Source organism: Thalassovita sp. ABM4_323, assembly GCF_056158665.1.
The window spans coordinates 653548-678878 of the sequence record NZ_JBSWTS010000007.1 but is presented as its reverse complement, the minus strand read 5'-3'; the positions used below and the strand labels follow the sequence as shown (position 1 = coordinate 678878).

Below are 25331 nucleotides of genomic sequence, written 5' to 3'. Positions count from 1 at the left end.
TGACATGTCTTTGTCCAGCGCGCTGTCCAATGCATTGTCGGGGCTCACGGCCTCGGCCCGGGGGGCCAGCGTCATTTCTTCGAACCTGTCGAATATTATGACCGAGGGGTATGGTGTTCGTGATCTTTCTCTCTCCGCGCGCAGTGTGGGCAGCGATGGCGGGGTGACTGTGAATGGCGTGATCCGTCGGACGGACAGTGCGCTGATCGGTGAACGCCGGCTAGCGGACGCCGAACAGGCGCAGGCCTCCGTTCAGTCCAGCTATATGGAGCGTGTCGCCAGCCTGGTGGGCGACCCGACCCAGGCCTCGTCCCTGAGCGGTCTTTTGGCCGAATTCGAGGCCGATCTGATCACGGCAGCCAGTCTGCCAGATTCTGAAACTCGGCTGCAATCGGTGCTTCAGTCGGCCAAGGATCTGTCCGATGCATTGAACGAGATGTCCGGCGGATTTCAGGATCTGCGGGCCGAGGCCGATCGTTCACTCGAAAACCGCGTGGAACAGCTGAACACCATGCTGTCGGATATTCAGGAACTGAACCAGGGTATCATCGCCGCCGGCTCGCAAGGGCGTGACACGGCCGGTTTGCTGGATCAAAGGCAGGCCTTGATTGATCAGGTTTCGGAAATGGTGCCGGTCAAAGAAGTGTCCAGGAATATGGGGGCGGTCGCCTTGATGACGCCCGGGGGTGTGATGTTGCTGGATGGTCAGGCCGCTGAAATCGGGTTTGACGCGCGAAATACCGTCACTTCTGAGATGAGCATCGAAAATGGGCTTTTGTCAGGCATCACCGTGAATGGAAATCAAGCCGATCTGGACGGTGGCGAACTGGGCGGTCTCTTGCAGATGCGTGACAACGTCCTGCCCGAGCTCCAAGACCAGCTGGACACCGTTGCCATGGACCTGATCGAGCGTTTTAGCCAAGTCGATTTAAGTCTGCCGACGGGATCGCCCGGGCTGTTTACCGATGCCGGTGGGGCCGCAAATGAAATCAATGGGATAGCTGGGCGAATTACGGTGAATGCCGCGGCTGATCCCGATCAGGGCGGCGCTGTCTGGCGTCTTCGGGACGGCCTCGGAGCAACTCAAACCGGCGAGGCTGGCGATGCGCAACTGCTGCAATCCATGCTGGAGGCCATAGAGCTCAACTCTGCGCCCACAGGTGACAGTCTGGGGTCGCAGGCCCGGGATGCGGTGACTCTGGTTTCGGATTTCATGTCCGCCGCCGCATTGCGCGGTGAGCAGATGGATCGCCAGCTGTCGTTTGCGGCAGCGCACCAATCCGAATTGTCTGAAATGGAGGCGGCCCAGGGTGTCGACTCGGATGCGGAATTGCAAAAACTCTTGTTGGTCGAGCAGGTCTACGCCGCAAATGCCAAGCTTATTCAAGCCGTTGATGAGATGTTGCAACAGTTGATGGAGATTGCGTGATGATCTTTACTTCCCTGGGCGACATGGCCCAACGAATGGCCACGAGTTGGCTGAATTCAGGGTTGCAGACGGAAATGCTGCGACTGACCACCGAGCTGACGACAGGTGAAACCGCGTCTCCGGCCGAGCATCTTTCCTCGGATTTTCGGTACCTGTCTGCTGTCGAGCATCGCAAGGTGACCGCCCAGGCCCATGAAAATGCGGCAAGCGAGGCCTTGGGGTTCGCCTCGGCAATGCAATCAGCGATGGATCGCATTCAAACCAGCGCTCAGACCCTATCGTCGGATTTGCTGACGGCATCTGAGGGGCCGGATGAAGGGCGCCAGGCTGTTGCCACGGCTGCCGAGCAAACTCTGGGTGAGATTGTTTCAGCACTGAACACCTCCTATGCCGGGCGCAGTCTGTTTGCCGGAAATTCTACTGATAGCGCCGCTCTCATTTCCGCTGATGAGCTGTTGCAGACGCTACGAAACGCTGTCGCCGATGAAACCACGGTCGAGGGCCTCACGGCTGCGGTTACGAATTTCTTTGATTCTGCCGATGGATTTCAACAGCAGGCCTATATCGGGTCGGATGATCCGCTCTCGCCGTTTCATTTGGGTGAGCGCGAAAACGTTCAGTTGGATATGCGCGCAGATGCTCAGGAACTGCGAGATATTCTGGCAAGCACGGCGTTGGCAGCCATAAGCGCTGACTATGCCTCGGATTGGCGCCAGGACCTGCAAGAAACCGCAGGGCTGGCCCTGATCGAAAACCAGGATGCCCTAACCTCTTTGCGGGCAGATCTTGGGTTTGCAGAGGCGCGGATCGAAGAGATCGGAGTCGCGATTGCAGCCGAGCGGACCACGCTGGATTTCGCGCGTGAATTGTTGTTGGGCATAGATGAATACGAAACCGCGACACGCCTGGAAAACACACAGTTTCAGATCGAGGCGCTGTATACCGTCACGGCCCGCCTGTCCGGTCTTTCTTTGTTGGGGTATCTGAAATGAAATCTTTCTTTGTTGGTATTTTCATTGCCTGCGCGATGGCTGTTCTACCCGCACACGCCAGCAACGTTCGCCTAAAGGACTTGGTCGAATTTGACGGTGTTCGGGGCAATGACCTGGTCGGATACGGGCTTGTCGTGGGTCTGAACGGCACCGGAGACGGCATCCGAAACGCGCCTTTCACCGAAGAAATCATGTCGAACATTCTGGAACGTTTGGGCGTAAACGTTGCGGGAGAGCAGTTTCGGCCCAAAAACGTGGCCGCAGTATTTGTAACCGGCAGTTTAAACCCCTTTGCGCGCGCGGGCTCGACCATGGATGTGACCGTGTCGGCGATTGGCGATGCAAGCAGCCTGCTGGGTGGCACCTTGATCATGACGCCGCTGAATGCTGCGGACGGGCAGATTTATGCGGTGGCACAAGGCACTGTAATCGCTGGGGGAGTTTCGGCGGAGGGCGCCGCCGCAAGTGTGGTTCAGGGGGTCCCGACATCCGGAGTGATCCCTTCAGGCGCAAGAATTGAGCGCGAGGTCGATTTCGCTTTTGCAGAGCTGAAGGTGGTACGACTGGCTTTGCGTGAACCGGATTTCACCACGGCTGGGCGGATTGAAAAGGCGATCAACCGTGACTTCGGTCGCAAGGTCGCACGGATGGTGGATGCGGGGACTGTCAGATTGGATATTGGCCAAACTCGAATGTCTTCGCCGGCGCACGCTTTGGGGCGCATTGAAAACATCCATATCGAGCCAGAGCGCCGCGCACGCGTTGTTGTGGATCAGCGTTCGGGCACAATCGTTATGGGCGAGGATGTGCGCATTTCTCGGGTTGCAGTTTCTCAGGGCAATCTCACGCTACGCATTCAAGAAACACCGGTCGCGGTCCAGCCCAATCCATTTTCGGAAGGCGAGACTGTGGTGGTGCCTCGGACACGCGCAGAACTAGAAGAGGAAGACGGCCCGCGACTGGCCGAGGTCAACGGGGGCACATCCCTGTCCGAGGTGATTGAGGGGTTGAATGCGCTGGGCGTATCACCTCGGGATATGATTGATATCCTGAAAAGCCTCAAAGCTGCGGGTGCATTGCACGCCGAGTTTGTAGTTCGCTAAAAAGAAGAGGCGGACAATGAAATCCGCCTTTGAACTTGGTCAAAAATATCCATTGACCAAAGCGCTAGCGACTAGCGACCAACCGTCGGCAACCACGAAAAACCCAAGCTTGAAGGGTAGCGCAACAACGGCGGGGGGGACCATCATCATCCCCATCGACATCAATATTGCCGCGACGACCAGATCGATGATGACGAAGGGAAGAAACACCAGGAAACCCACTTGAAACGCCCGAGATATCTCGCTCAACAGAAAACTAGGAACAAGAACAGAGAGCGGGGCGGTGGAGGCATCTCCTTCAATCGAAGCGTCTGGACGTAAATTGCGAACCGCTTCGAACGTTTCTCCATCCAAGCGCGCGGCCATAAAGATACGAAACGGATCCATTGTGCGGACGAAAGCAACCTCGAATTCGGCGTCTCCGCTCAGCATCGGGGACACGCCACTGTTCCATGCCTCGGTGAAAACAGGTTCCATGACGAAATAGGTCAAGAACAATGCCAAACTGACGATCAACATGTTAGGGGGGGATTGTTGAAGGCCGATGGCTTGTCGCAAAATGGATAAAACTGTGACAAAAAACGGAAAACAGGTGATCATAATTGCGATTCCAGGCGCGAGGCTCAGAACCGTAATCAAAATGAACAGCTGAATCGTACGGTTCGTAATCGAGCCATCCTGTCCCAAATCAATTGAAATACCCTGTGCGAGCGCGAAGGTTGGCAGGCAAAGAAAAAGGGCGGCGAAACCGCCGCCAATCACAAGGTTCCTCATTTCAAACTATCCTGAAGCGATGCAATTTCGGTGAGGCGAACTGCCAAAAGGCCTTTTTGCTCGCCTTCAAGCTCTTCAAGCTGGCCGCGTGCGATCAGGCGTTCGCCTACATAGAGCTCGACTGGATCCTCAACACGTTTGTCGAGCGACAATACAGCGTTTTCGGACAGAGACAGCAGATCGCGGATCAAGGGGCGCGCCTTGCCAACCGATATCGTGACCTCGACGGGGACGGACAGAAAGGGGTTTTGGGGATCGTTCAATTCGTCAGCGCTCATGGGTGCCGGTCCTTTCTAAGGTGGATGTCATTGCTTCGAGCGCGTCTTGCACGGACGAGATGACCTGATTGATGTCGACAATGCGCTCTTCGGAACCAACCGATATTCGAAATTCTCCGGGATTTACGGAAGGATCGGCGCTCATTGAGACCGCGAATGACTGGTCGTTTTTCAAGTGCCGCTCAAGCGCAGGCAGGTCGTCTGAGCTGAGCTGCATCTTGATCGTTTCGCCCAAATTCTGCTGCGCCAAAGCGGTTAGCTGCTCGGCCAGAAGGTGAGGCTTCCCGGCTTCGGCAAGCGCCGGCAGCAACGTGTCAGAAATCTGCTGAAAGAGTGGTTTCAACGACGCCAGTAGCTGAGTTTGAGCATCGCGAAAAGTAAAGGACCAATCCTGCATCGTGGTCATGAGTTCTTGGTTGATGCGAAGTCCTTCTTCGGCGTGCGCCTTTGCAAAATCTTCCCATCCAGCCTGATACCCTTGTTCGAAGGCCTCGAGCTGGTGCTCTTCCAGCGTGGCTTCGGTGAATACGGCGTCCGAGCCGGCGCTGTGAAAATTTGCGAAGTCTACCAAGAGATGAGCAATAGTCATCGTGCCTCTTCCTCGTCTTCAAGCCAACTGCGCAGGACTTCGACCGTCTCATCACGGCGTTCGTTGATGAGGTTGCGAAGCCTTTCTACCGCGTCCTCCTGCGATTGCGTGGTTGGCAATTGCCCAGGTTGATTGTCGACGATGGTCAGGGCTGCGGGGGTTTCTTCGCGCTCGTCGATTTCGCCCTCTAATGGTGCCTGGATGTCTTCTAGCAATGGGGGGTCCGGCAATTGAGGCAGAGCACGTTTCGACAGGATCGGCCGGATCACAAACAGCCCCATGATCAATGCAACAACTCCTGCGATGGCCATTTTGATCAGTGACATGACGTCCAGCGGCAGTGTTGAGAACAGGCTTGAGGAGGCCTCGGTTCCCATCGGCGTGACGGGTTTGAACAGCATCGTTTTGATCGTGATCACATCCCCTCTGTCCGCGTTGTAGCCAACCGCAGAGGCAACCAGTTCGCGCAGGGCTTCCAGTTCTTCAGCGTCTCTTAGCTGTAGGTTTGTTTCGCCGGTCGAATCCGGAGTGACGACACCATTCACCAAGACTGCAACGCTGATCCGTTTCACAGCGCCGGGGGCTTTGATGATCTCGCGCTGTGTTTCGGACACGTCATAATTCATCCGCTCGCGAGTTTGACTCGTATTCGCGCTCGAATCGCCGCTCCCGTCTGTCTCGCCATCAGCCAGGTTCGAGGCCACGGTCACCCCGGCAGCGGCGCCATTCTTGGAGTTGTTGGTGTTCTCTTCGGTATCCGAACTCAGCAGCACGCGGCTGCCGGGATCCAACGTCCGCTGACGAATAAATTCGCGCTCGGTGGCGGTTTCCACAGCGACCTCGACGACTGCATTTCCGGGTCCGACGCGAGCCTCCAGCAGGCGGGTCACGCGTTCGCGGAGTCCCTCTGAGCGATCTTCTGTGAACGTGTTCCCGCTGGTGTCATCGGCGCTGATCAGTTTGCCCGAATCGTCAATAATCGCCACATCTGTTGGATCCAGCCCGGCCACCGCAGATGCCACCAGGAACCGCAACGCACGCGCGTGATCCGCCGTGACGCCACCTGCCGCATGCACCGAGACCGAGGCCGAGGGCCGCAGGTCGCGCTGGAAGGGATTCGAATCTGTATTCGCGATATGAACCCGAGCCTTGGTGATGCTGGGATTGGCCAACATGGTCCGGGCCAGTTCGCCTTCTTTGGCGCGCCAGTAGGCGGCATTGAACATCTGCGCCGTGGTGCCAAACCCCGTCAGATTGTCCAACAGCTCATAGCCGTTTGATCCGTTGGCAGGCAATCCCTCGCTGGCCAGGGTCATCCGCAGCGTGTCGCGTTGCCCATCGGCCACGAAGATAGACGAGCCGCGCACTTGATAGTCGATTCCGCGCGCTTCAAGCGCCTGTACGACATCGCCCGCGGCCGAGCTTTCGAGGCCAGCATAGAGCAGCACCATGTTGGGGGATGTCGCGATACGAGACATGGCAAGAACTGCCATGAACATCGCGGCCGTCGCGGCCCCAACCAAGATTCTTTTGCGCATATCCAGCGCATTCCAGACGTGTAAAATCTGTTGCACGAAATTCCTCCGTTGCATTGGCGTTCTGCCTTTGTGCCAATTTCTGCGATCAGGCTTAACAATCGGTTAGTGCCTCTCGGTCTATTCAGGATTTGTTCAAACGAGCGAGGGTTCCGATGACCGCGACGGACACGGTTGAGACCGAAGAGAAAAAAACATCGAAATTGCCGCTGATTATCGGCCTGGTTCTGGCGATCGCCGGTGGTGGGGGCGGGTATGTCGCTGCAAGCATGGGGTTGCTGCCGTTCGTTGGTGGGCAGCATGCCGAATTGGCCGATGGCGCAGGAATGCACGATCAAGTCGCCGATAACCCATTGATATCCGAAGGTTCCTCTCTTTCAAATGCCGCTTTTGTGCCGATTGATCCTCTGCTGATTTCGCTAGGGTCCAACGCGACAGCTCGCCATTTGCGGTTTCGTGGACAGATCGAAACGACCTCTCGCCATGCTGACGAAGTTCAGAAACTGATGCCGCGCATTGTCGACGTTCTGAACAGCTATCTACGCGCGGTCGAGGAACGGGATTTACGAGAACCCTCGGCGTTGATTCGTCTGCGCGCGCAGATGTTGCGGCGCATTCAGATCGTCACAGGCCCCGGGCGGGTAAATGACTTGCTCGTTATGGAATTTGTGCTGAATTAAAGGGAAAAGCGTATGGAATACATTGCCGATATTTTGCTTGTCGCTGGCGCTTTGGGTGCGGGGTTCTATTGCTTTATCCTTGCGCGTCGTCTGAGCCGGTTCAATGACCTTGAAAAAGGGGTAGGCGGAGCAGTCGCCTTGCTCTCTTCGCAGGTCGACGACCTGACCAAGACGCTCAATGATGCCAAACAGGTTGCTGACTCTTCTACGAATTCATTGGATGGGCTGACCGTCCGAGCCGAAGACGTGGCCAAGCGCCTGGAGCTATTGGTCGCCTCAATGCACGACCTTCCCGACCCAGTGCCTCAGACCCCGCCTGAACGCCCGCCCGAGGCCATGTTTGTGCGGCATGTAAAAGGTGAGGTGCAGCAATGAGCAAATCCCGACAGCGTGCACCACGTGTCAGCCGTGGGAGTCTTTCAGTCATTGCCACGTTGTTGATCGGCTCGGCTGCTCTGCGCATTGCCGCCGGAGGTGGTGAGGCATGGGCCAAGGCAGAAGAGCAATTTCAGGCTGCGGCTTTGGCGCAAGAGGCTGAACCTGTCTCGCAACCCGAGATGTGTAAAACCGAAGAAGACTATGCGGACATGCTGAAGGCCTTCGCGCAAAGAGAAAAGCGATTGGATGAGCGCGAGGCCTCGATTGATGCGCGTATGAAAACTCTCACACAGGCAGATCGAGAAATCGCGCTACGCCTTGCCGAGCTGCAAGAGGCTGAGGATGCGCTTAGCCGAACTCTCCAGTTCGCTGATCAGGCGGCCGAAAGGGACATCGACAAGCTGGTCGCGGTCTATGAAACGATGAAGCCAAAGGATGCAGCGGCGCTGTTTGAAGAGATGGAGCCAAATTTTGCCGCTGGCTTCCTGGCGCGTATGCAACCCGAGGCCGCCGCTGGCGTTATGGCGGGCCTCAACCCCGAGGTGGCTTACTCGATCAGCGTCGTTCTGGCGGGACGCAATGTGGGCGTTCCGAAAGAATAGCAGTCTAGAGCCTTTCTTAACCCGACCCTGCAAATCTGCGAATCCCAGCAAGGAGAAAAAGACATGTTTGGTCTGATTGGCATCGTCATAATTTTCGCAATGGTATTTGGCGGCTACCTGGCAGCCGGCGGTAAGCTGGGGATTATTCTGAAGTCGTTGCCCTTCGAGCTGATGATGATTGGTGGTGCGGCCGTGGGTGCATTTCTGATCGGCAACGACATGTCGGTGGTGAAACACACGCTCAAGGATATCGGTAAGGTATTCAAGGGCGCCAAATGGAAGCCCGAGGACTACAAGGATTTGTTGTGTCTTCTCTTCGAACTGATCAGGGTGGCGCGATCCAACCCCGTCGAATTGGACACACATATCGAAACCCCGGAGGAGTCTTCGATTTTCTCTCGGTATCCCAAAATTATGTCGGATACCGAGGCCGTAAACCTGATTTGCGATACGCTGCGTTCGGCGGCAATGAACTATGATGATCCGCATCAAGTTGAAGAAGTGCTGGAAAAACGGATGGAGGCAAACCTGCACCATTCACTGCACTCCAGTCACGCGCTGCAAACTGTTGCCGATGGGCTGCCAGCTCTGGGTATTGTTGCGGCGGTTTTGGGTGTCATCAAAACCATGGCCTCGATCGACCAACCACCAGAGATATTGGGGAAAATGATTGGTGGCGCGCTTGTGGGGACGTTTCTTGGCGTGTTCTTGGCTTATGGGCTCGTGGCACCGTTTGCCTCCAAGGTGAAGGCGGTGGTTGAAGAAGACAGTCATTTCTATCAACTGATCAGAGAGGTGCTTGTTGCCAATCTATTCAAGCATCCAACGAACATGTGTATCGAGGTGGGACGCCAAAATACTCCATCGCATTACCGACCGTCCTTCACGGAACTAGAAGAAGCCTTGAAAGCAGCCAAGCAAGAGGCGGCGTGATGAGGTGGGTTTTTGCATGTTTTTTAATGATGTGTGGTGCGACCGCCTCGGTGGCGGCCACTGTCGTGGTTCGATCTGGCGAACATGATGGGTTTACCCGTGTGGTTCTTCATCTACCCACTGATTTGAGCTGGCAAAGCTCTGAGACGGGCGACGGTGTCCTGCTGGAGTTTGCCGACAAAGTCCCAGAGTTCAATCTGTCCCAGGCATTTACGCGTATCGGGCGGGACCGCATTGCATCCATCACTAGGGCTAATTCCGGAGTAGCTGTGGCATTTGGTTGTGCCTGCACGGCGAAGGTCTACGCCAACGGAAGTCGAATGATTGTCGTGGATGTTTCGCCGGGCAAAAACGTGAAAGCCGAAAAGGAAGCTACCGAAACTCTTCCTGACCCGGCCATGGTATTGGCGCGTTCAAAAAGGCCGCAGCTGCCGACGCAATTGGGCAAGGAGTTGACCTCGAATACGATCACCGAGCCCATCGCAGATCCGGAATTGGCTCGACGCCGATTGATGCAACAGCTTGGACGTGCTGCATCAATGGGTTTGGTCGAACTGACCATTCCGGACGAGCATGTCGATAAAATGGGTCAAGCACTGGAATCAAAAAACGAAACAGGAATGGTGGCGCATCAAGCGGGTCTGGATGCTGTGCCGGTGGTGTCTCCCGAGATCTCAGGGGAGTTGACAAGCGCAAGCGTTTCAGAGCAGGGCGTCGATTGCCCTGACGACCTACATCTGGACACCGGAAGTTGGGTTCAAGGTGAAAACTTTACGACCGGCCTGTATGAGTTGAGATCGCAGCTGGGCGGTGAGATTGTCGAGGTCGAAACGACCATCGCGCTGCAACTGGTTCGTCACTACATAGCATTTGGATTTGGGGCCGAGGCCCGTTCCATTCTTGACTTGGTAGATGAAACGCCAAGCGCTAAGTGGCTGCGCCCCATGGCTGATATCGTGAGCGAAAAAGTTAGTGATTCGACAATGGATTTCTCTCGATTTGCCAGTTGCAAATCAGCGATCGCCATGTGGGCCTTTCTTGCTGCGGACAAAGATACACTGTCCCAGCCAATAGACGCAGGAACAATTTTGCGGGCCTTCAATGATCTGACTGAGCCGCTTCAAGATATTCTGGCACCCAGGCTTGGCTCGGCTCTTCTTGCGCTTGGAGAAGAAGATGCCGCACAGGCGGTTTTGCGTTTGGCACAAAGGAGAACGACACCATCAACAGCGAACTTGGACCATTTGGGCGCTCAAATCCACGAGCGATCAGGCGAGCACGATGAAGCAAAAGAAAAGCTGGTTCGTTCAGTTCAGTCTGATGCTCCGATTTCACCGATTGCGCTTGCTGAGTTGATCGAAAACGAGGTTCGACTGGGTCGTACCGTCGACAAAGGGACGGTGGACTTGCTTGCAAGCTACTATCAACAGTATCGCAGAGATGATATCGCACCGCGCCTGCTGACGGTCCTCATTCTGGCAAATGCTCTGGCGGGTCAGTTCGAAGAAAGCTGGTCTCTTCTGGAGAGCGCACCTGAGGATATCAGGCGGTCTCAAACAGTGCGTAGCGGTTTTGCCAAGGCGTTGGCGGACCATGCGAGCGACCTGGATACGATGCGATATGCAACGATTCTGGCACGGCGGGCGACCAGATTGGAGGCTTCTGCAAACCAAGTGTTGGCGGAACGATTGCTTGCAATTGGATTTCCGGATTTGGCACGGAAATTCCTATCAGTTCCCGAGCAAGGGCCGGCCGAGCATGACCGCAAGCTCTTGTTGGCCAAACTGGCACTAAACCAACACCAGACCGTTGCGGCCAAGGCACATCTTCTTGGACTCGCTGGTCCGGAGGTTGATGCTCTACTTGGGCAAATTTTATCGGCTGACAATGATCGCCAAGAGCCTGGATCATTCAATGAGGTGTCAAGCGGACGTTCTCAAACAAGCCTCGGCGGATCCCGCGCAAGTTTGTCGGCAAGCAAAGCTTTCCGCGAGGAACTGGCAACCAAGTTGAGCGCTGTTTCAGTCACTGGTGAGGGATCCGAGTAGGGGCGCTGTCTCAATCGAGAACGCGTAACCAAATCTCAACCAAGATTCTGTTTTCTGACCTCGGGCCGTCGAAAAACGCCTTCGAAACTACTTGAGGATAACAGCAAGAATGCTGGGTGATACTCTGAAAGCTATACTGGTTCTTGGAACTCTTTTGTTCAATGAGGCCTCTGCAGTGGATGCGCAAGAAGCTCTTTGCGATCAAGCCGCCAAACATGCTGCGCGTCAAACAGGAGTGCCGGCAGAAGTGCTCTATGCCCTCACCCGAACTGAAACCGGGCGCGCAAGAAAGGGCAGACTTCAACCTTGGCCCTGGACGGTCAACATCCAAGGTAAGGGATACTGGTTTGCGACAAAGTCAGAAGCCCTAACCTTCGCGACATTGCATTTCAATTCCGGGGCGCGGAGCTTTGATGTTGGGTGTTTTCAGGTCAATTTCAGATGGCATGGAGAGGCGTTCAACTCCATTGCCGATATGTTCGACCCCAAAATGAACGCCATGTATGCTGCTGGCTTTCTAAGCGAACTGAAACAAGTTAGCCAAGGTTGGGAGGATGCTGCTGGAGCGTATCATTCAAGAACCCCAGAGCTAAAGGCGAAATATCAGGCGCGTTTCGAGGACATATTCGCATCGGTCCAAGGACAGGAAATCACTCCGCCGATGTCACGACCTCTGTCGGGCAACAGGTATCCGTTGCTAAAAAGAAATCAGAGCCCTAGCCGTCTTGGATCACTTTTTGGTGGTGAAACTGGCGAACGAAAGCCGCTCTTCACCTTCGAGGCAAAAAGCTGATGGGATCGTTTAGCAACTTTCTCAAGCCAACTGTGCTTTTGGCTTTGGCCCTTATGACGATCATCGTCATGATGATTTTACCTGTGCCCGCCGTGTTGCTTGATATCGGTCTTGCGGCGTCATTTGCCTTGGCGATTCTGATTTTCACGGTCACTCTTTTCATCGAGCGACCGCTCGACTTTTCCTCTTTCCCAACTGTACTCTTGGCCTCGTTGATGTTGCGTTTGTCGCTGAACGTGTCATCCACGAAACTGATTATCGGCCAGGGGCATACCGGAACCCATGCCGCAGGGAATGTAATCGAAGGGTTCGCCAATTTTGTGATGGGCGGCAGCGTTTTCCTTGGTCTTGTCGTGTTTGGAGTACTGCTGATCGTGAATTTCATGGTCATCACAAAGGGTGCAACGCGAATGGCCGAAGTCGGCGCGCGTTTTGCTTTGGATGGCATGCCCGGCAAGCAGATGGCGATCGATGCCGACATGTCTGCAGGCGCCATAGATCATAACGAGGCGCGCGCGCGCAGAGAGCTTGAGCAGATGGAAACCACGTTCTTTGGCTCCCTCGACGGGGCGTCAAAGTTCGTCAAGGGGGACGCGGTTGCCGGGTTACTGATCACGCTTCTGAATTTGATCATGGGATTAATTATGGGCGTGATCGTCCACAAGATGCCCGTTGGTGCGGCCTTTGAAACCTACGCGATTTTGACGGTGGGTGACGGTCTTGTGACGCAAATCCCGGCTGTGATCATCTCTATCGCGTCCGCGCTTTTGCTGGCGCGAGGCGGTGCGACCGGAGCAACCGATTTGACGCTTCTGCGACAGCTTGGCGGTCATCCTTACGCTTTGTCGACGGTGGCGGTTTTGATGGCTCTGTTTGCGCTTGTGCCAGGGCTGCCGTTTATCCCCTTCATTATCGGTGCGACTCTGTTGGCCTTTGCTGCATATCGCAGGTATCGCGCGCAGTTGGCCGAACGCAGCCAGTCTCATCCCGATAATGAGCTTGAACCTATTCCGCGTGAAAAGCCAATCGCAGATGTACTTGCTCTGGACGATATCCACCTGGAATTTGCACCTGATCTGGTGAATATGGTGCTGGATCCGGGCACCGGACTGGACGTGCGAATTTCCAATATGCGCCAACACGTGGCCAGTTCCTACGGGATGATTTTGCCGGAAATTCGTTTGACCGACGAAGCCATTCTTCCTCGCGGAACCTATGTCATTCGCATCCACGGTGTCGAAGTCGCGCGCGCTGCTCTGCATGCAGAAAAAGTCCTGGCGCTGATCCCCGACCAAGGGCCGGATTTGCCTGCAGGCGAGGATGTTCTGGAACCGGTCTATCATGCGCCAGCAAGGTGGTTGGAAGCAGGTGATCAGGAAACCGCCGCGATGTCTGGCGCAACGATCGTTTCACCGACCGAGGTACTGGCAACACATTTGCTGGAAGAGATCAAAAAGAACTTCGGAAAGTTACTTACCTTCAAAGCGACACGGCGCCTGTTGGATGAGATGGTCAGCCTCTCTGATCCTGTACGGGCTGACGCAAATCGCAAGCTTCTGGACGAGCTGATTCCCGAACGTGTCCCGTTGGAAACTCTGCATCAGGTGTTAAAGGCATTGTTGGAAGAACAAGTTTCGATCCGCAACCTGCCGCTGATCTTAGAAGCCATAGCAGAAGGGCGCGCATTTAGTCCCAACCCAGAGATCATATGCGAGCATGTCCGGCAACGATTGGGCTTCCAATTGGTGTCAGGGTTGAAACGGGAAGATGGGACAATTCCGCTGATTCAACTTGCGCCAGAATGGGAAGAGACGTTTGGTGCCTATCAGCTCGAAGGGGACTTCGGAGCGAACAACATTGCCTTGCCACCGGATCTTTTCAATAAGCTGGCTTCGGGTTTGTCGGCAAAAGTGGCCGAGGCCGCAGAGCGCGGAGTGATACCGGCCTTGGTGACCTCAACCAAGCGACGCCGGTATTTGAAAACGCTTGTTCAGGCCAAGGGAATCTCGACACCGGTTCTATCATTCGAAGAGATTGGGCTCGAAGCGCGCCCATCGCTTGTAGGGATGGTTCAGGCGTGAGCGCTCTCTCAGACGCTCTCAATCTCGGCCAGCAATGGTTTTGGCACGCGTTCCTTGTTTTTTTGCGGGTTGGGGCCGTCGTATCGCTGGCGCCAGGATTTGGCGAGCAATCACTTCCGGTTCGCATAAAATTGGCCGTCGCTCTTGCAGCAACTGTGGTTGTGGCGCCGTTGATACCGGTTTTCGATCAGTCAGCATGGGGTTTCAGCGCGCTACTGAAATTTGTTTCGACCGAGGTGGCGGTGGGCCTGGTGATCGGCGTGGCTCTGCGCCTGTTCATTATGGCGCTGCAAACTGCTGGCTCGATCGTCGCACAATCTACATCGCTCTCACAAATTCTGGGGGCTTCGGCAGAGCCGATGCCCGCGATCGGCCAGGTCCTTATGATCGGAGGGTTGGCCCTGGCCATGGCCAAAGGATTTCACATCCAGATTTTGTCATACCTGTTAGGTAGTTATGACTTATTTCCGCCTGGGCGAATGCCAGTCCCCTCGGTCGTAGCGCAATGGGGAGCCGAGCAAGTTGCGTTCGCTTTCCAGCTGGCTTTTCAACTGGCGGGCCCCTTTGTTTTGATTTCGCTGCTCTACAATTTGGCGCTGGGCGCAATTAACCGCGGGATGCCACAGTTGATGGTCGCATTTGTCGGCGCACCGGCGATCACGGCTGGCGGATTGGTGTTGATGGCGATCCTGGCGCCGCAGATGCTCGGGCTGTGGTTCAATGCTCTTCTCGCCTTCACCGCAGATCCGGTTGGAGCAGCAAGATGAGTGAGAATGACAGTGGTGAGAAGTCCCACGAGCCTTCACAAAGAAAGCTGGACCAGGCGCGAAAGAAGGGTGAGTTTGCCCGATCCAATGATCTGATTACCGCTTCGTCCTATGCGGGTCTCTTGATTACGCTCGTGGCTGTTGGGGCCTATACCGCACTAAATGCTGCCGAAACCTTGTCAATTTTCCTGGCGCAGGCGCATGTGATGTCTGACCTGGTTTTCGCAGCAAGACCCGAGCCGGTCTTGGGCCCTGTGCTGGCCCGTGTTGGGCAATCCATCGCGCCGTGGTTCTTGGTGCCAATTCTGGCCGCGCTCGCCGGAGCATTTGCTCAGCGAGCCTTCGTCTTTGCCCCTTCGAAACTGAAGCCGCGCGTATCCAAAATCTCTCCAGTCGCCAATGCGAAGAATAAATTCGGAGCGCGCGGGCTGTTTGAATTTCTCAAGAGCTTCTCGAAGCTGCTGATATTCACAGTCTCACTTGGATTTTTCTTGCAAACCCAAATCAATGTGCTGGCCGAGTCACTATTGTACAACCCGCAAAGCCAATTGGAGTTGATGGGGCAATTGGCCATGCATTTCGTCCTTATCGTTGTTGTGGTTATGATTGGGATCGGTGGCATTGATTTCTTTTGGCAGCATCACCAGCATCTGCAAAAAAACCGCATGTCGCACAAGGAGTTGAAGGACGAGCACAAAGAGGCAGAGGGCGATCCGTACCTAAAACAAGAACGGCGCGCGCGCGCGCAGAAAGTGGCCGCAAATCAGATGGCGGCCGCCGTGAAAGATGCGGACGTTGTGGTTGTGAACCCAACGCATTATGCGGTTGCGCTCAAGTGGAGCCGCCAGAAAAACCAGGCACCGGTCTGTGTGGCAAAAGGGGTCGACGAGGTCGCTTTGCGCATTCGCGAAGTGGCCGGGGAAAATGGCATTCCCATTCACTCGGATCCGCCGACTGCGCGTACGCTGTATCGCGATGTGGAGATTGGCGATCAAATTCTTGAGGCGCATTTCCAAGCAGTTGCGATTGCCATTCGTTTTTCCGAGGAGATGCGCAACAAGGCGAGGGCGCTACAATGAAAAAAGAGAAACAGCTTGGTCGTCTGGCACAGTTGACACAAATGAACTTCGAGGCGCGTTCATCAGAGATGCAAGCGCTTTCAGCGCGACAGGACAGGCTGCGTGAGCAATTCAAACTATTGGAAAGGCAGCGTCTGAACGCCATGTCCGCGTCTGATGATGACGCTCTGGGGCAACGTTTGACCGGAGTAGATGTATTGTATCAAGTGTGGATTGGCCGTCAGCTTACCTCTGTCAACTCCGAACTGGCCCAGCTGCGGGTTGAACAAGAGGCCCGATTGCGGGAACTCAAGACTGCATTTGGGAAAAAGGAAGCCGTGGCCAAATTGCTGCGCCGTCAAAAAGAGCTCAAGCGTCCTGGCGCGCAAGATTGGTGATCAACACGTCGGTGACGTCGGTTCCAAGCGTCATTTGAGCCACGTTCAGCAGGGACCGTCGCAAAACAGAGATCTTGGAGGCATCCGTAAAGGCGCCATGAAATCCGCCGATGTTGGAGTGATCAAACAGCACCTGCAGGAAGCTATCGCGCAATTTCGGCTCTTTGGCATAAACCTTCTCGGCAGCATTGCCACCAGAGATCTCCAGGCTAAGAGACAGAACAATGATTGCCGACACTTTGTTCTCGTCGATCACCGGGACAATGAACTGGTTGTTGAGCTTCACATAGCTGGTCTGTGCCGAGCCAGAATCATCCATATGCCCGTCTTGCGATGCCTCTGCTTCGACCTGGCTGTCATGATTTTCCGCTTTCTCAGCGGTATTTGGATTGAGAAACACCCAAGCACCGATTCCGGCTGCGGTACCAAGGAGTGGCAGGAGTATGGGGATCAATTTCTTCACGTCGGCGGTGCCTCAGAACGGTAGAATTCGGCTCAGGAGCTGCTGGCCATAGCGCGGTTGCTGCACTTCGGAAATTTGGCCTCTTCCGCCATACGAAATACGGGCGGATGCGATTTTGTCATAGGTGACCTCGTTCTGACGCGAGATGTCCTCGGGCCGGACGTAACCTGAAACCAACAGTTCGCGAAGTTCGAAATTGACACGCACTTCTTGCAGGCCTTCGATTACCATGACCCCATTTGGCAACACGCCGGTTACCGTCGCTGCGACGCGCAGAGTTAGTCGCTCGTTGCGTCGAACAGATCCGTCCCCACTAGACCCGCTGGACGAATTCAGAGAGACCGCTTCGTCCATGCTGGCACCTTCTGGCATAGATTTGTCGATTCTCTGAGGTATTCCAAGCAGATGCGGGACAGACATGGCTTCGGAACCGCTGCGCGACCGGGAGGTCGAATTAGAAATCTCGGCTTGGTCGTCAATCTCGATCACGACGGTCAGGATGTCGCCGCGCTTTACGGCCCGATGGTCCCCCAAGAGCGAGGTTTGCCCTGCGGTCCAAAGCGAAGACCGGTCAACCTTGCGTTGCCGTACAGTCGTCATTGGCAAGCCCGGCGTCAGCATCGCACGTTGTTCATTGCTTTGCTGATTGGGGGTGAACTCGGGAACCTGACCGATTGGCACCTGATCGCCGCAGCCCATAAGAAAAACGCAGCTGGCTACAATATAGTGCTTTTTATTCATAACCTTGTCCTCAATTAACGACGATGCTGCCGTCTGGTTGAACTGTTCCGGAAAGCGTCGATCGCGAGCTTAAGTTCATTACCCGGATGCGCTCGCCAGGGCCCGCACGCGCCAAGGCCCGACCTTCGGATTGTATGATGAGCCCGTTTTTCGAGAACGTCATCAGAACGATCTGGTTCCGTTCCACGACGGCCGGAGCGCTCAGATCGCCCCTGCGTATCGGTCGCCCGGCATAAATTGCTACGCGGGTCTCCAGGCCCACGACCTGTGAAATTTGGCTGGCCGTTCCGGAAATCGCGCCCGTTTTCACCACGACATCTTGCTCCATTACCAGTGTATGCGGGCGCAGAGTCCGTGCGGCGACCACGACGTCCGCAGCAGCAGGGCCAGCCACAAGGAATATGAGGGCGATAACTCTCATCAGCGGACCTGTGTTGTCGCACCAAGCATTTGATCGGCGGCCGAAATAACCTTGGCGTTGAGCTCATATCCGCGCTGCGCCTCAATCAACTCGGTGACCTCGCGGACGGCATCAACCGAGCTGTCTTCCAGGTACCCTTGTCGGAGCGTGCCCAGCCCATCCTGACCAGGGGTGGACAGCAGGGCGGGCCCAGACGCTTCGGTCTCGACAAAAAGATTGCCTCCTGTCGCTTCCAACCCTTTCGGATTGGCGAAGCCGGCCAGCGAAAACTGCCCCAGAAGCTGCGCCTCGGCCGTTTCCGAGAAATAGGCGTAAACCTCGCCGTCTGCATTGATTGAGATCGCGCGCGTATCCGAGGGGATCGTGATGTCGGGCGACACTGGATACCCGTCCGAGGTCACGATCAGGCCGTCTGCCGAACGTTTTAGCCCGCCGTCGCGCGTATAGGCCGTCTGGCCGGATGGTAGCGTGACCTCCAAGAAGCCCTTGCCATCGATCGCAACGTCCAGGTCGCCCTGAGTGGCAGATAGAGAGCCTTGGGAAAGATGGACGGAGACCGCGGCGGGCCTGACTCCCAATCCCAGCTGCACGCCTGTCGGCAGAACCGTGCCATCGGCAGCGTTGATCGAACCCGCTCGTGCAAGTTGCTGATAATGCAGGTCGGCAAACTCGGCGCGGCGTGCATTGTAGCCTGTCGTGGACATGTTCGCGAGGTTGTTCGAAATGGTTTCAACCCGCATTTGTTGGGCGGACATTCCGGTGGCAGCGATTTTTAGGGCGCGCATAAGGACACTCCTGAATTGCGGTTAACTGGTAAAACTTTTCAAGGCGTTGCGAATTCGTTCATCTTCGGATTGCAAGAAGCTCTGACCCATTTCATAGGCGCGCTGCACCTCGATCATGCGCGCAACCTGAGAGATAGGATCAACGTTTGATCCCTCGAGAAAGCCCTGCAGAACACGCCCTTCCTCGGCAGGTTCGACGCCTGCTGTGGCGTGGAACAGGACACCGTCCTCGCGGACCAGAGAGTTCGAATCAACCGGGCGATACAGTCCGATCTGGCCGATCGGTCGCCCGTCCGTCGAGATCGTTCCGTCGGGGGAAATGCTAAGATCCGTGGCATCCGGAGGAACGAAAACAGGGGCGCCACCCGAGTTCAACACGCGCATCCCACTTGGTGTGACAAGATTTCCCTCGGCATCCGGCGAGAAATTTCCAGCGCGTGTTAGGCGTTCGCCAAAAGGTGTGTCGATCAGAAAAATCCATCTCCCTCGATCGCCAGATCGAAGCTGCCACCGGTCTGGGTCAGCGCCCCCTGTATCATAGAAGTCTGGCGCACATTCCCGGCGGCCATGGACAGAGACTCCTCCCCTGCGATCCGCTGGACGCGTTCAGAAAAGATCAGCCCTTCTTGGCGAAACCCCGTCGTCGCGCTGTTGGCAATGTTGTTCGCCACAATCTGCATTTCGCGCATCAGCCCGGATTGTCGGGTCAGCGCAGTGTAACCGGCATTGTCCATAATTAGCCTCCGCTAATGATCGGAATCAGTTTGGTTTGGAACAAGGCGACAAGCGTTTGGGTCATGTAGCCCATCGACACCCAAAACACGGCCACGATGGCCAGCAATTTCGGCACGAAGGTTAGCGTCATTTCCTGAATGGACGTCAGGGCCTGGAACAGGCCGACGATCAACCCCGCCGCCAGTGCCACGGCCAGGATCGGCGCCGAAATCATCACCGCAGCCCATAGCCCCTGTCGCAATGTGTCAAAGAAAACGGCTTCGTCCAGCACTAGACCGGCATCCGCAGGATTTCTTGGTAGGCCTCAACGACTTTGTTGCGGACGGTGACGGCGGTTTCGACAGCCAGTTCGGTCTGCGACAGAGCCTGAACCAAAGCGTGGGGGTCGGCATTGCCACCCATTGCGGCCTGGGCCGTGGCTTCTGCATCTTGCAGGGTTGCGGCGAAGTCCTTGGCAGCATCTTTCAAGGCCTCGCTGGCGCTTCCGGTACCAGGTGTCGGCGCGGTAGCAGGTCTCGCGCTTGCGTAATTCTGAGCAGCAAGAGGGGATCGGATTTCCATTCTGTTTCTCCTTTGTTCTTCCGGATTCTCCGGTGTTAGCGGCGCAGTAGGTCCATCAATGCGGTGGACATCTGTTTGGTCTGTTCGAACATTTTCAGGTTCGCTTCGTAGCTTCGTTGAGCTTCGCGGGCGTCAGCGATTTCGACGATCAGATCCACGTTTGATCCTTGGTAATTCCCGCTGGCATCGGCCAAGGGGTGCGCGGGGTCGTAGATTTGGCGTAGTTCCGATCGGTCCAGTGAGACGGGGCCGGTGGAGACGCGGGTCAGGTCAGAACCGGTGATCTCCTCTGCACGAAAGCTAACGCTTTTACGGCGATAACCCGGTGTATCAGCGTTCGAAATGTTCTCGGACACATGGCGCAGGCGCTTGGCTTGGGCGGTCAAGCCGCTGGCAGACAGGCTAAGAGCTTTGGAAAATTCACTCATATTTGTGCTCCGGCATTAGCGGCCAAGTGTGGTGCGCAATATCGACAAGGATGACTTGTAGATCGCAAGGGCCCGGTTGTGCTGGCGTTGGGAATCCGCAGCCTTAACCATTTCTTGTTCAATCGAGACAGCATTCCCATTTGGCGATTCCGCACCACCGCGAACGACATGAGGCTCCAGATTCAAAACCGTGTTGCGCAGGTTTTCGCGCCCGGAACGGCTTGGCACCTCTGCTTGGGCCATGACTGTTGAAAAGTCTTTTATTTCAAGAGGTTTATACCCTGGCGTATCCGCGTTCGCGATGTTTTGCGCGATGATAGCCTGGCGTTTCCCGGCATGGGTCGCCATGGCATGGGCGGTTTGGAAAATGTCCAGATCTGCAAACATTCGGGGTTCTCCCTTAGCGATTTCAATCAAGACTTAACCCTGATTCCTTTAAAAAGAGTTGTCAGTTAATGAGCGGAGAGAACGATGGCAGTGACGGAACTGGAATGCTTGACGGCGCAGATCGCCTCGGTCTCGGCAACGCGCCGGGTCGGACGCGCGACGGCCGTAAGCGCGGGTATGATCCGGGTACGTGGTTTGGCGCAATTTGCGCAGATGGGGGATCAGTTGATTTTGTCGCGCAAGTCCGGTGCACCTGTTCACGGCGAAGTCGTTCGGCTGGAAGGCCAGGAACTGGTCATGCTGCCCGACGGTAGCTGCGATGGCGTGTCGTTGGGGGACATGGTTTCGCTCTGCCCTCCGGCCAGCGTTGCGCCGTCAGCTGCCTGGATCGGACGCATCATCGATCCGATGGGACGCCCTCTGGATGGCCGGCCGTTGCTCCGCGGGATGGAGACGCGCCCGTTGATTAATCCGCCTCCTGCACCCGCGACCCGTCGTGCGATGGGCGCGCGCCTGGAAACCGGAATGGCTGCGATGAATACGATGTTGCCCTTGGTGCAGGGGCAGCGGATTGGCCTGTTTTCAGGGTCTGGTGTCGGAAAATCCAGCCTTCTGGCGCATCTGGCGCGCAATGTGCCGTCTGAAATCGTGGTGATCGCCCTTATTGGTGAGCGCGGTCGGGAACTGCGTGATTTTGTTGAGAAGACCCTGGGACCCGAAGGCATGAAGCGTTCGGTTGTTGTGGCAGCGACATCGGATCAATCGGCGCTATCACGTCGTCGATGCGCCTGGACAGCGATGACCGTGGCCGAGTATTTCCGCGATCAGGGGCATCAGGTGGTGTTCTTAGCGGATTCGATCACCCGTTTCGCCGAAGCCCATCGCGAGGTGGCTGTTGCGGCGGGTGAGGCGCCGACACTGCGCGGATTTCCCCCCTCGACCGCGCATTTGATCATGTCCTTGTGTGAACGGGCCGGTCCTGGCCAGGACGGTGCGGGTGACATAACCGGCGTGTTCAGCGTTCTGGTCGCGGGATCCGACATGGAAGAACCGATCGCTGACATATTGCGTGGGGTGCTGGATGGACATATCGTTCTGGATCGCGAGATCGCCGAGCGAGGGCGTTATCCGGCGATCAACATGTTGCGGTCTGTTTCACGCAGCTTGCCGTCAGCAGCCAGCGAAGAAGAAAACGCCCTTATTCTTGAGGCGCGGAATTTGCTGGGCACTTATGAAAGATCCGAAATGATGGTCCGATCCGGGCTCTATACACCTGGCAGCGATGAAACACTGGATCGTGCGGTGGCCCTTTGGGAGGATCTGGATGCCTTTGTCGGTCAATCAGATGGTAAAGATATCAAGACCAATTTTGCGCAGCTATCGTTGCTATTGCGCCGCGCAAAGGCCGCAGGGCGCGCGATAGCCCCAGGAGGGGGCTGAAGGCGGGAGGCGTCAGCTTTGCAGTAGCGTCAGCGCGATCGAGGCCGCGCTACTGGTTTGAATCGAGGCGGCCTCGCTGCGCAGAAGGTAGCGCTCGATCAATCCATCCAGCGCCTCTGGATCCGCAAGATCATCCAGGCTGCTTAACCCTAGCTGGCGCTCGCTTTTTTCCATAAAGACAGACAATTGCTGATCCAGATCGATCTGCGAGAAACTTTCTGGCAGGCCCAGCGCGCCTTCCATGACCTCGCGTAGGGGTTCGTTCCCCATTATCTTGAACCAACGCGTACGGTCACTATCGTCGTCGGTTGCCAATTCGGCCAGTTCCCGTTTCGCGTTCAGCGCAAAGCGCATCGTTTCATCCTGGTCCCCAACCGCGATCTCGAACTGACGGTCGCGATACAGATCGATGATGTCGCCGGCAAACGTGGACAGTTTGGAATTCGGAACCCCAAGATCAAACCCGAAGGCCTCGGCCAGATCCTGATAGCGGCTGTCCGACAGCTTGTTTGCCAGGGACGCGGGATCCAGTGTTCCCTCTTCCAGTATTTTTTGAACAAAGAAACTGTTGTTCAGGTCGTCATCCAGGCCAAAGGCCCCAAGCGCCACGCTCAGCAACCTGCGGTCCGAAACCAGGTCTTCTGCTGTTTCAACCTCGTTGATATGGGCTTCGAAATACTCGGTGTCCCGCGTCATCACACCGCTGGCTTCGAAGATCTTGGTCTGTGTTTCAAGACTTCGCTCTAGGAAGCGCCAGCCAACCAAACCAGAGGCAGGTATGATGGGCTGAAAACTCATGATGCACGCGCCGCCAAAAGTCGATCTTCGCGGGGTAGCAGCAGGCGTAGGGTCTTGAGCCCCTGATAGAAACGGTTTTCAATGATGGCTTCTGAGGCGACGGCCAGGATTTGGCGACTGTCGTGATCCGTGAGAATGCGGCTCAGCTCTTCAATTCGGCGAAGCAGTTGCAATCGCGTCTGATCCGGGTCCGAGTCCCCCGACAGAACCAGTTGCGCGGCAAAGCACAAACGCCGTACCGGTGTGGTCGCATCTTCTGGATGGATCGCATCACGCAGGCGCAGGATATTTGCGTTTGGCGTAAGGATCGAGACGCGGCTGCGCCGATCCCCGTTCTCGACGACGGCGCCGTTAATCAGGACCCTTTCTTTTGGGCCAAGTTTCAGAACGAGTCCGCTCATGAGGTACCCTCCGTATGTCTCAGCCCGCGCATGACGGACAGGTTGATTTCGACCAATGCATCGGCGCTCGCCTTGCCTCGCAGTACCTCTCGGCTGTGTTGTTGTGTGAATTCGGCAAGATAGAAAATTCTGGCGCGCAGTTCGGATGGCAAAGGGTTGTCTGGATCCGCAACGTCGGACGCCAAAATTGTCCAAAGGCGGCGGTTGTCGTGCAGAGCCGGGGCGAGCTGTCGAACAGAGCCAGCGGATGCGGCGGATTTCAATTGTCGGGTGATGCGCGCGAAAGCCTCGTATTCAACACCACGAGGCGTACTGACGGGGCCCGCAGACTGCGCATAGGCGCGCCGGGCGGTAAGCAAAGCGTTCACTATAGTGTCCTATCGCTGGAAGTAGAGCATTGGCGGGGGTTGAGGCGGCGTGCCGCCTCAACCATTCAGGATTAGCCGAACAGAGACAGGATCGACTGCGGAGCCTGGTTCGCGATCGACAGCGACTGGATGGCCAGCTGCTGCTGCGTTTGCAGGGCTTGCAGGCGGGCCGAGGTCTCTTCCATGTCGGCATCGACCATAGACCCGATGCCGGATTTCAGCGCATCGGTCAGGTTGGAAACGAAATCCGCTTGGGTTTCGATCCGACCGGCGGACGAACCGAAAGAGGCGGCCGCGTCGATCGAGGTGTCGATCAGGGTCTCAATGGCACCCAAAGCCGAGGACGCGCCACCAGAGGTCGACACATCAATGGCTGCCAGGGCGCCTAGGCCACCAGAGCCAGCGTTCGTGAACTGGCCCGAAACATGCAAACTGTCAGAGCCATCATTGGTGATGGTCAGTCGGCCCGAGTTCGCAATGTTATAGTCAACGGTCACGTTCGCATCCGAGGCTTCGATGGCGGATTTCAGTCCTACTGCGATAACATCCGCCGTAGAGGTTGAGGCAATGTCCTCGGCCGTCACCGTATAGCTGACCTCGACGTCGCCCAGACGCATGGTGATACTGTCACCTGCGGCATAAGCAGCAGTGCCGTGCGGTTCGATTTCAATCACGCCATCGTCATCAGTACCGCCATTGTCATCCAGCGAGAAGCCAAAGCTGTCCTGCCCATCAGCCGAGACACCTTCGGTGTTCGTCGCATCGAACACGGCTTTGGCCGAATACCCACCGGTTGACAGGTTTTGCGCGGTTACGGTGATAGATGAGGCCGTCACGTTGCCTGAACTATCCCGATCCAGCGATGCAAGGACCGAGGTGGATGCGGTCGAGCCGTCCACAAGATTCAGGCCATTGAACTGCGCTGCCGAAACCACCGAACTGATCTGGTTTTTCAGTGCCGTCACATCATCGTTGATCTTGCTGCGATCTACGTTGTCTTCTTGTGCAGCAACGATTTTCTCTTTCATCTGGGTCAACAGATCGGTGATGGTTTCTGATGCCTCCGTCGCGACGGCGACCGTGGATTCGCCCAGCGACAGGCTGTCGGAAATGGCCTGGAAACCGTTCACATCGGATTCCATCACCTTCGAAATTGCCCATACGGCGGAGTTGTCTTTCGCCGAGGCGACCTCTTTACCAGTCGAAATCTGGTTCTGGGTGTCTGCCAGGCTAGAGTTCACTGCTTTCAGGGTTTGCAGCGCCACCATGGCGCCATTGTTGGTCAGAATGCTGGACATAGCATTTCCTCTTGTCTTTGGTCGCGTTTCGCGTCCGGTTGATCATCCCGCCCCCATAGGACGGATC

Annotated in this window: 30 protein-coding genes and 1 pseudogene; 14 read left to right on the top strand and 17 right to left on the bottom strand. The window is 56.1% G+C overall.

Features of this window, described 5'->3' with window-relative positions; genetic code table 11:
- The first annotated feature begins 4 nt into the window (after nt 1-4).
- The 3 genes from flgK to ACXADQ_RS05675 are packed head-to-tail and all read left to right on the top strand — an operon-like array spanning nt 5 to nt 3524.
- A complete protein-coding gene (flgK, locus tag ACXADQ_RS05685; RefSeq protein ID WP_475316510.1) occupies nt 5-1429 on the top strand; it encodes a flagellar hook-associated protein FlgK in 1425 nt (474 codons plus the stop codon).
- Complete coding sequence (locus tag ACXADQ_RS05680) at nt 1429-2421, top strand: flagellin (protein ID WP_475316507.1); 993 nt, start codon at nt 1429-1431, stop codon at nt 2419-2421. Before flgK ends, ACXADQ_RS05680 begins: the two co-directional genes overlap by 1 nt.
- Nucleotides 2418-3524: a flagellar basal body P-ring protein FlgI gene (locus tag ACXADQ_RS05675; RefSeq protein WP_475316504.1), complete on the top strand. Its 1107-nt coding sequence runs from the start codon at nt 2418-2420 to the stop codon at nt 3522-3524. Before ACXADQ_RS05680 ends, ACXADQ_RS05675 begins: the two co-directional genes overlap by 4 nt.
- 39 nt (nt 3525-3563) lie before the next feature.
- On the opposite strand, the gene fliP is transcribed toward ACXADQ_RS05675, so the two are convergent.
- The 4 genes from fliP to fliF are packed head-to-tail and all read right to left on the bottom strand — an operon-like array spanning nt 3564 to nt 6739.
- Nucleotides 3564-4298: a flagellar type III secretion system pore protein FliP gene (gene fliP / locus ACXADQ_RS05670; protein ID WP_475316500.1), complete on the bottom strand. Its 735-nt coding sequence runs from the start codon at nt 4296-4298 to the stop codon at nt 3564-3566.
- Nucleotides 4295-4576, bottom strand: coding sequence for a FliM/FliN family flagellar motor switch protein (locus tag ACXADQ_RS05665; RefSeq protein ID WP_475316498.1), 282 nt, complete (start codon nt 4574-4576; stop codon nt 4295-4297). Before ACXADQ_RS05665 ends, fliP begins: the two co-directional genes overlap by 4 nt.
- Complete coding sequence (locus tag ACXADQ_RS05660) at nt 4566-5165, bottom strand: FliH/SctL family protein (RefSeq protein ID WP_475316494.1); 600 nt, start codon at nt 5163-5165, stop codon at nt 4566-4568. Before ACXADQ_RS05660 ends, ACXADQ_RS05665 begins: the two co-directional genes overlap by 11 nt.
- On the bottom strand, nt 5162-6739 hold the full coding sequence (gene fliF, locus ACXADQ_RS05655; protein WP_475316491.1) for a flagellar basal-body MS-ring/collar protein FliF: 1578 nt from the start codon (nt 6737-6739) through the stop codon (nt 5162-5164). Before fliF ends, ACXADQ_RS05660 begins: the two co-directional genes overlap by 4 nt.
- Before the next feature lie 116 nt (nt 6740-6855).
- Here fliF and ACXADQ_RS05650 point away from each other — a divergent pair, with 116 nt between their 5' ends.
- From ACXADQ_RS05650 to ACXADQ_RS05605, 10 genes are all read left to right on the top strand, one after another.
- Nucleotides 6856-7380, top strand: a complete 525-nt coding sequence (locus ACXADQ_RS05650) for a flagellar basal body-associated FliL family protein (RefSeq protein WP_475316488.1) — start codon at nt 6856-6858, stop codon at nt 7378-7380.
- 12 nt (nt 7381-7392) lie between these two features.
- On the top strand, nt 7393-7755 hold the full coding sequence (locus ACXADQ_RS05645) for a hypothetical protein (RefSeq protein WP_475316485.1): 363 nt from the start codon (nt 7393-7395) through the stop codon (nt 7753-7755).
- Complete coding sequence (locus ACXADQ_RS05640) at nt 7752-8360, top strand: MotE family protein (protein WP_475316482.1); 609 nt, start codon at nt 7752-7754, stop codon at nt 8358-8360. The genes ACXADQ_RS05645 and ACXADQ_RS05640 overlap by 4 nt, the downstream gene beginning before the upstream one ends.
- A gap of 63 nt (nt 8361-8423) precedes the next feature.
- Nucleotides 8424-9293: a flagellar motor stator protein MotA gene (gene motA, locus ACXADQ_RS05635; protein ID WP_475316478.1), complete on the top strand. Its 870-nt coding sequence runs from the start codon at nt 8424-8426 to the stop codon at nt 9291-9293.
- The gene (locus ACXADQ_RS05630; RefSeq protein ID WP_475316476.1) at nt 9293-11341 is read left to right on the top strand and encodes a hypothetical protein; all 2049 of its coding nucleotides are present in this window, start codon (nt 9293-9295) and stop codon (nt 11339-11341) included. Before motA ends, ACXADQ_RS05630 begins: the two co-directional genes overlap by 1 nt.
- A 109-nt stretch (nt 11342-11450) precedes the next feature.
- Nucleotides 11451-12134, top strand: a complete 684-nt coding sequence (locus ACXADQ_RS05625; protein ID WP_475316472.1) for a lysozyme family protein — start codon at nt 11451-11453, stop codon at nt 12132-12134.
- The gene (gene flhA, locus ACXADQ_RS05620; protein ID WP_475316469.1) at nt 12134-14215 is read left to right on the top strand and encodes a flagellar biosynthesis protein FlhA; all 2082 of its coding nucleotides are present in this window, start codon (nt 12134-12136) and stop codon (nt 14213-14215) included. Before ACXADQ_RS05625 ends, flhA begins: the two co-directional genes overlap by 1 nt.
- Nucleotides 14212-14982: a flagellar biosynthetic protein FliR gene (locus ACXADQ_RS05615; protein WP_475316466.1), complete on the top strand. Its 771-nt coding sequence runs from the start codon at nt 14212-14214 to the stop codon at nt 14980-14982. The genes flhA and ACXADQ_RS05615 overlap by 4 nt, the downstream gene beginning before the upstream one ends.
- Complete coding sequence (locus ACXADQ_RS05610) at nt 14979-16061, top strand: EscU/YscU/HrcU family type III secretion system export apparatus switch protein (RefSeq protein WP_475316463.1); 1083 nt, start codon at nt 14979-14981, stop codon at nt 16059-16061. Before ACXADQ_RS05615 ends, ACXADQ_RS05610 begins: the two co-directional genes overlap by 4 nt.
- The gene (locus ACXADQ_RS05605; protein ID WP_475316459.1) at nt 16058-16438 is read left to right on the top strand and encodes a hypothetical protein; all 381 of its coding nucleotides are present in this window, start codon (nt 16058-16060) and stop codon (nt 16436-16438) included. Before ACXADQ_RS05610 ends, ACXADQ_RS05605 begins: the two co-directional genes overlap by 4 nt.
- Here the strand turns inward: ACXADQ_RS05605 and ACXADQ_RS05600 are convergent.
- The 9 genes and pseudogenes from ACXADQ_RS05600 to ACXADQ_RS05560 form a co-directional block, all read right to left on the bottom strand.
- Nucleotides 16410-16901, bottom strand: coding sequence for a flagellar basal body-associated FliL family protein (locus tag ACXADQ_RS05600; protein ID WP_475316456.1), 492 nt, complete (start codon nt 16899-16901; stop codon nt 16410-16412). The two genes, ACXADQ_RS05605 and ACXADQ_RS05600, sit on opposite strands and share 29 nt — an antisense overlap.
- Nucleotides 16902-16913: 12 nt before the next feature.
- A complete protein-coding gene (flgH, locus tag ACXADQ_RS05595) occupies nt 16914-17642 on the bottom strand; it encodes a flagellar basal body L-ring protein FlgH (RefSeq protein WP_475316453.1) in 729 nt (242 codons plus the stop codon).
- Nucleotides 17643-17652: 10 nt separating this feature from the next.
- Nucleotides 17653-18063, bottom strand: a complete 411-nt coding sequence (flgA, locus tag ACXADQ_RS05590; RefSeq protein ID WP_475316450.1) for a flagellar basal body P-ring formation chaperone FlgA — start codon at nt 18061-18063, stop codon at nt 17653-17655.
- Entirely contained in the window at nt 18063-18848 is a 786-nt protein-coding gene (flgG, locus tag ACXADQ_RS05585; protein ID WP_475316447.1) for a flagellar basal-body rod protein FlgG, read from the bottom strand. The genes flgA and flgG overlap by 1 nt, the downstream gene beginning before the upstream one ends.
- Before the next feature lie 21 nt (nt 18849-18869).
- Nucleotides 18870-19582 (bottom strand): annotated as a pseudogene (locus ACXADQ_RS05580) (flagellar hook-basal body complex protein).
- Between the two features lie 2 nt (nt 19583-19584).
- Nucleotides 19585-19854: a flagellar biosynthetic protein FliQ gene (locus ACXADQ_RS05575; RefSeq protein ID WP_475316443.1), complete on the bottom strand. Its 270-nt coding sequence runs from the start codon at nt 19852-19854 to the stop codon at nt 19585-19587.
- On the bottom strand, nt 19854-20144 hold the full coding sequence (gene fliE, locus ACXADQ_RS05570; protein ID WP_475316441.1) for a flagellar hook-basal body complex protein FliE: 291 nt from the start codon (nt 20142-20144) through the stop codon (nt 19854-19856). Before fliE ends, ACXADQ_RS05575 begins: the two co-directional genes overlap by 1 nt.
- 35 nt (nt 20145-20179) lie before the next feature.
- Nucleotides 20180-20572 (bottom strand): flagellar basal body rod protein FlgC, encoded by a 393-nt coding sequence (flgC, locus tag ACXADQ_RS05565; RefSeq protein WP_475316438.1) that lies wholly within the window; start codon nt 20570-20572, stop codon nt 20180-20182.
- Between the two features lie 15 nt (nt 20573-20587).
- A complete protein-coding gene (locus tag ACXADQ_RS05560; RefSeq protein WP_475316435.1) occupies nt 20588-20959 on the bottom strand; it encodes a FlgB family protein in 372 nt (123 codons plus the stop codon).
- 84 nt (nt 20960-21043) lie between these two features.
- Between ACXADQ_RS05560 and ACXADQ_RS05555 the strand changes: the two genes are divergently transcribed.
- A complete protein-coding gene (locus ACXADQ_RS05555; RefSeq protein WP_475316431.1) occupies nt 21044-22399 on the top strand; it encodes a FliI/YscN family ATPase in 1356 nt (451 codons plus the stop codon).
- Between the two features lie 12 nt (nt 22400-22411).
- Here the strand turns inward: ACXADQ_RS05555 and ACXADQ_RS05550 are convergent, their stop codons facing one another.
- The 4 genes from ACXADQ_RS05550 to ACXADQ_RS05535 all read right to left on the bottom strand — a co-directional run bounded on the left by ACXADQ_RS05550 (nt 22412) and on the right by ACXADQ_RS05535 (nt 25264).
- On the bottom strand, nt 22412-23197 hold the full coding sequence (locus ACXADQ_RS05550) for a DUF1217 domain-containing protein (protein ID WP_475316427.1): 786 nt from the start codon (nt 23195-23197) through the stop codon (nt 22412-22414).
- Nucleotides 23194-23598 (bottom strand): flagellar biosynthesis repressor FlbT, encoded by a 405-nt coding sequence (flbT, locus tag ACXADQ_RS05545; protein ID WP_475316425.1) that lies wholly within the window; start codon nt 23596-23598, stop codon nt 23194-23196. Before flbT ends, ACXADQ_RS05550 begins: the two co-directional genes overlap by 4 nt.
- Nucleotides 23595-23966 (bottom strand): flagellar biosynthesis regulator FlaF, encoded by a 372-nt coding sequence (gene flaF, locus ACXADQ_RS05540; RefSeq protein WP_475316421.1) that lies wholly within the window; start codon nt 23964-23966, stop codon nt 23595-23597. Before flaF ends, flbT begins: the two co-directional genes overlap by 4 nt.
- Before the next feature lie 71 nt (nt 23967-24037).
- Entirely contained in the window at nt 24038-25264 is a 1227-nt protein-coding gene (locus tag ACXADQ_RS05535) for a flagellin N-terminal helical domain-containing protein (protein ID WP_475316417.1), read from the bottom strand.
- Nucleotides 25265-25331: the final 67 nt, after the last annotated feature.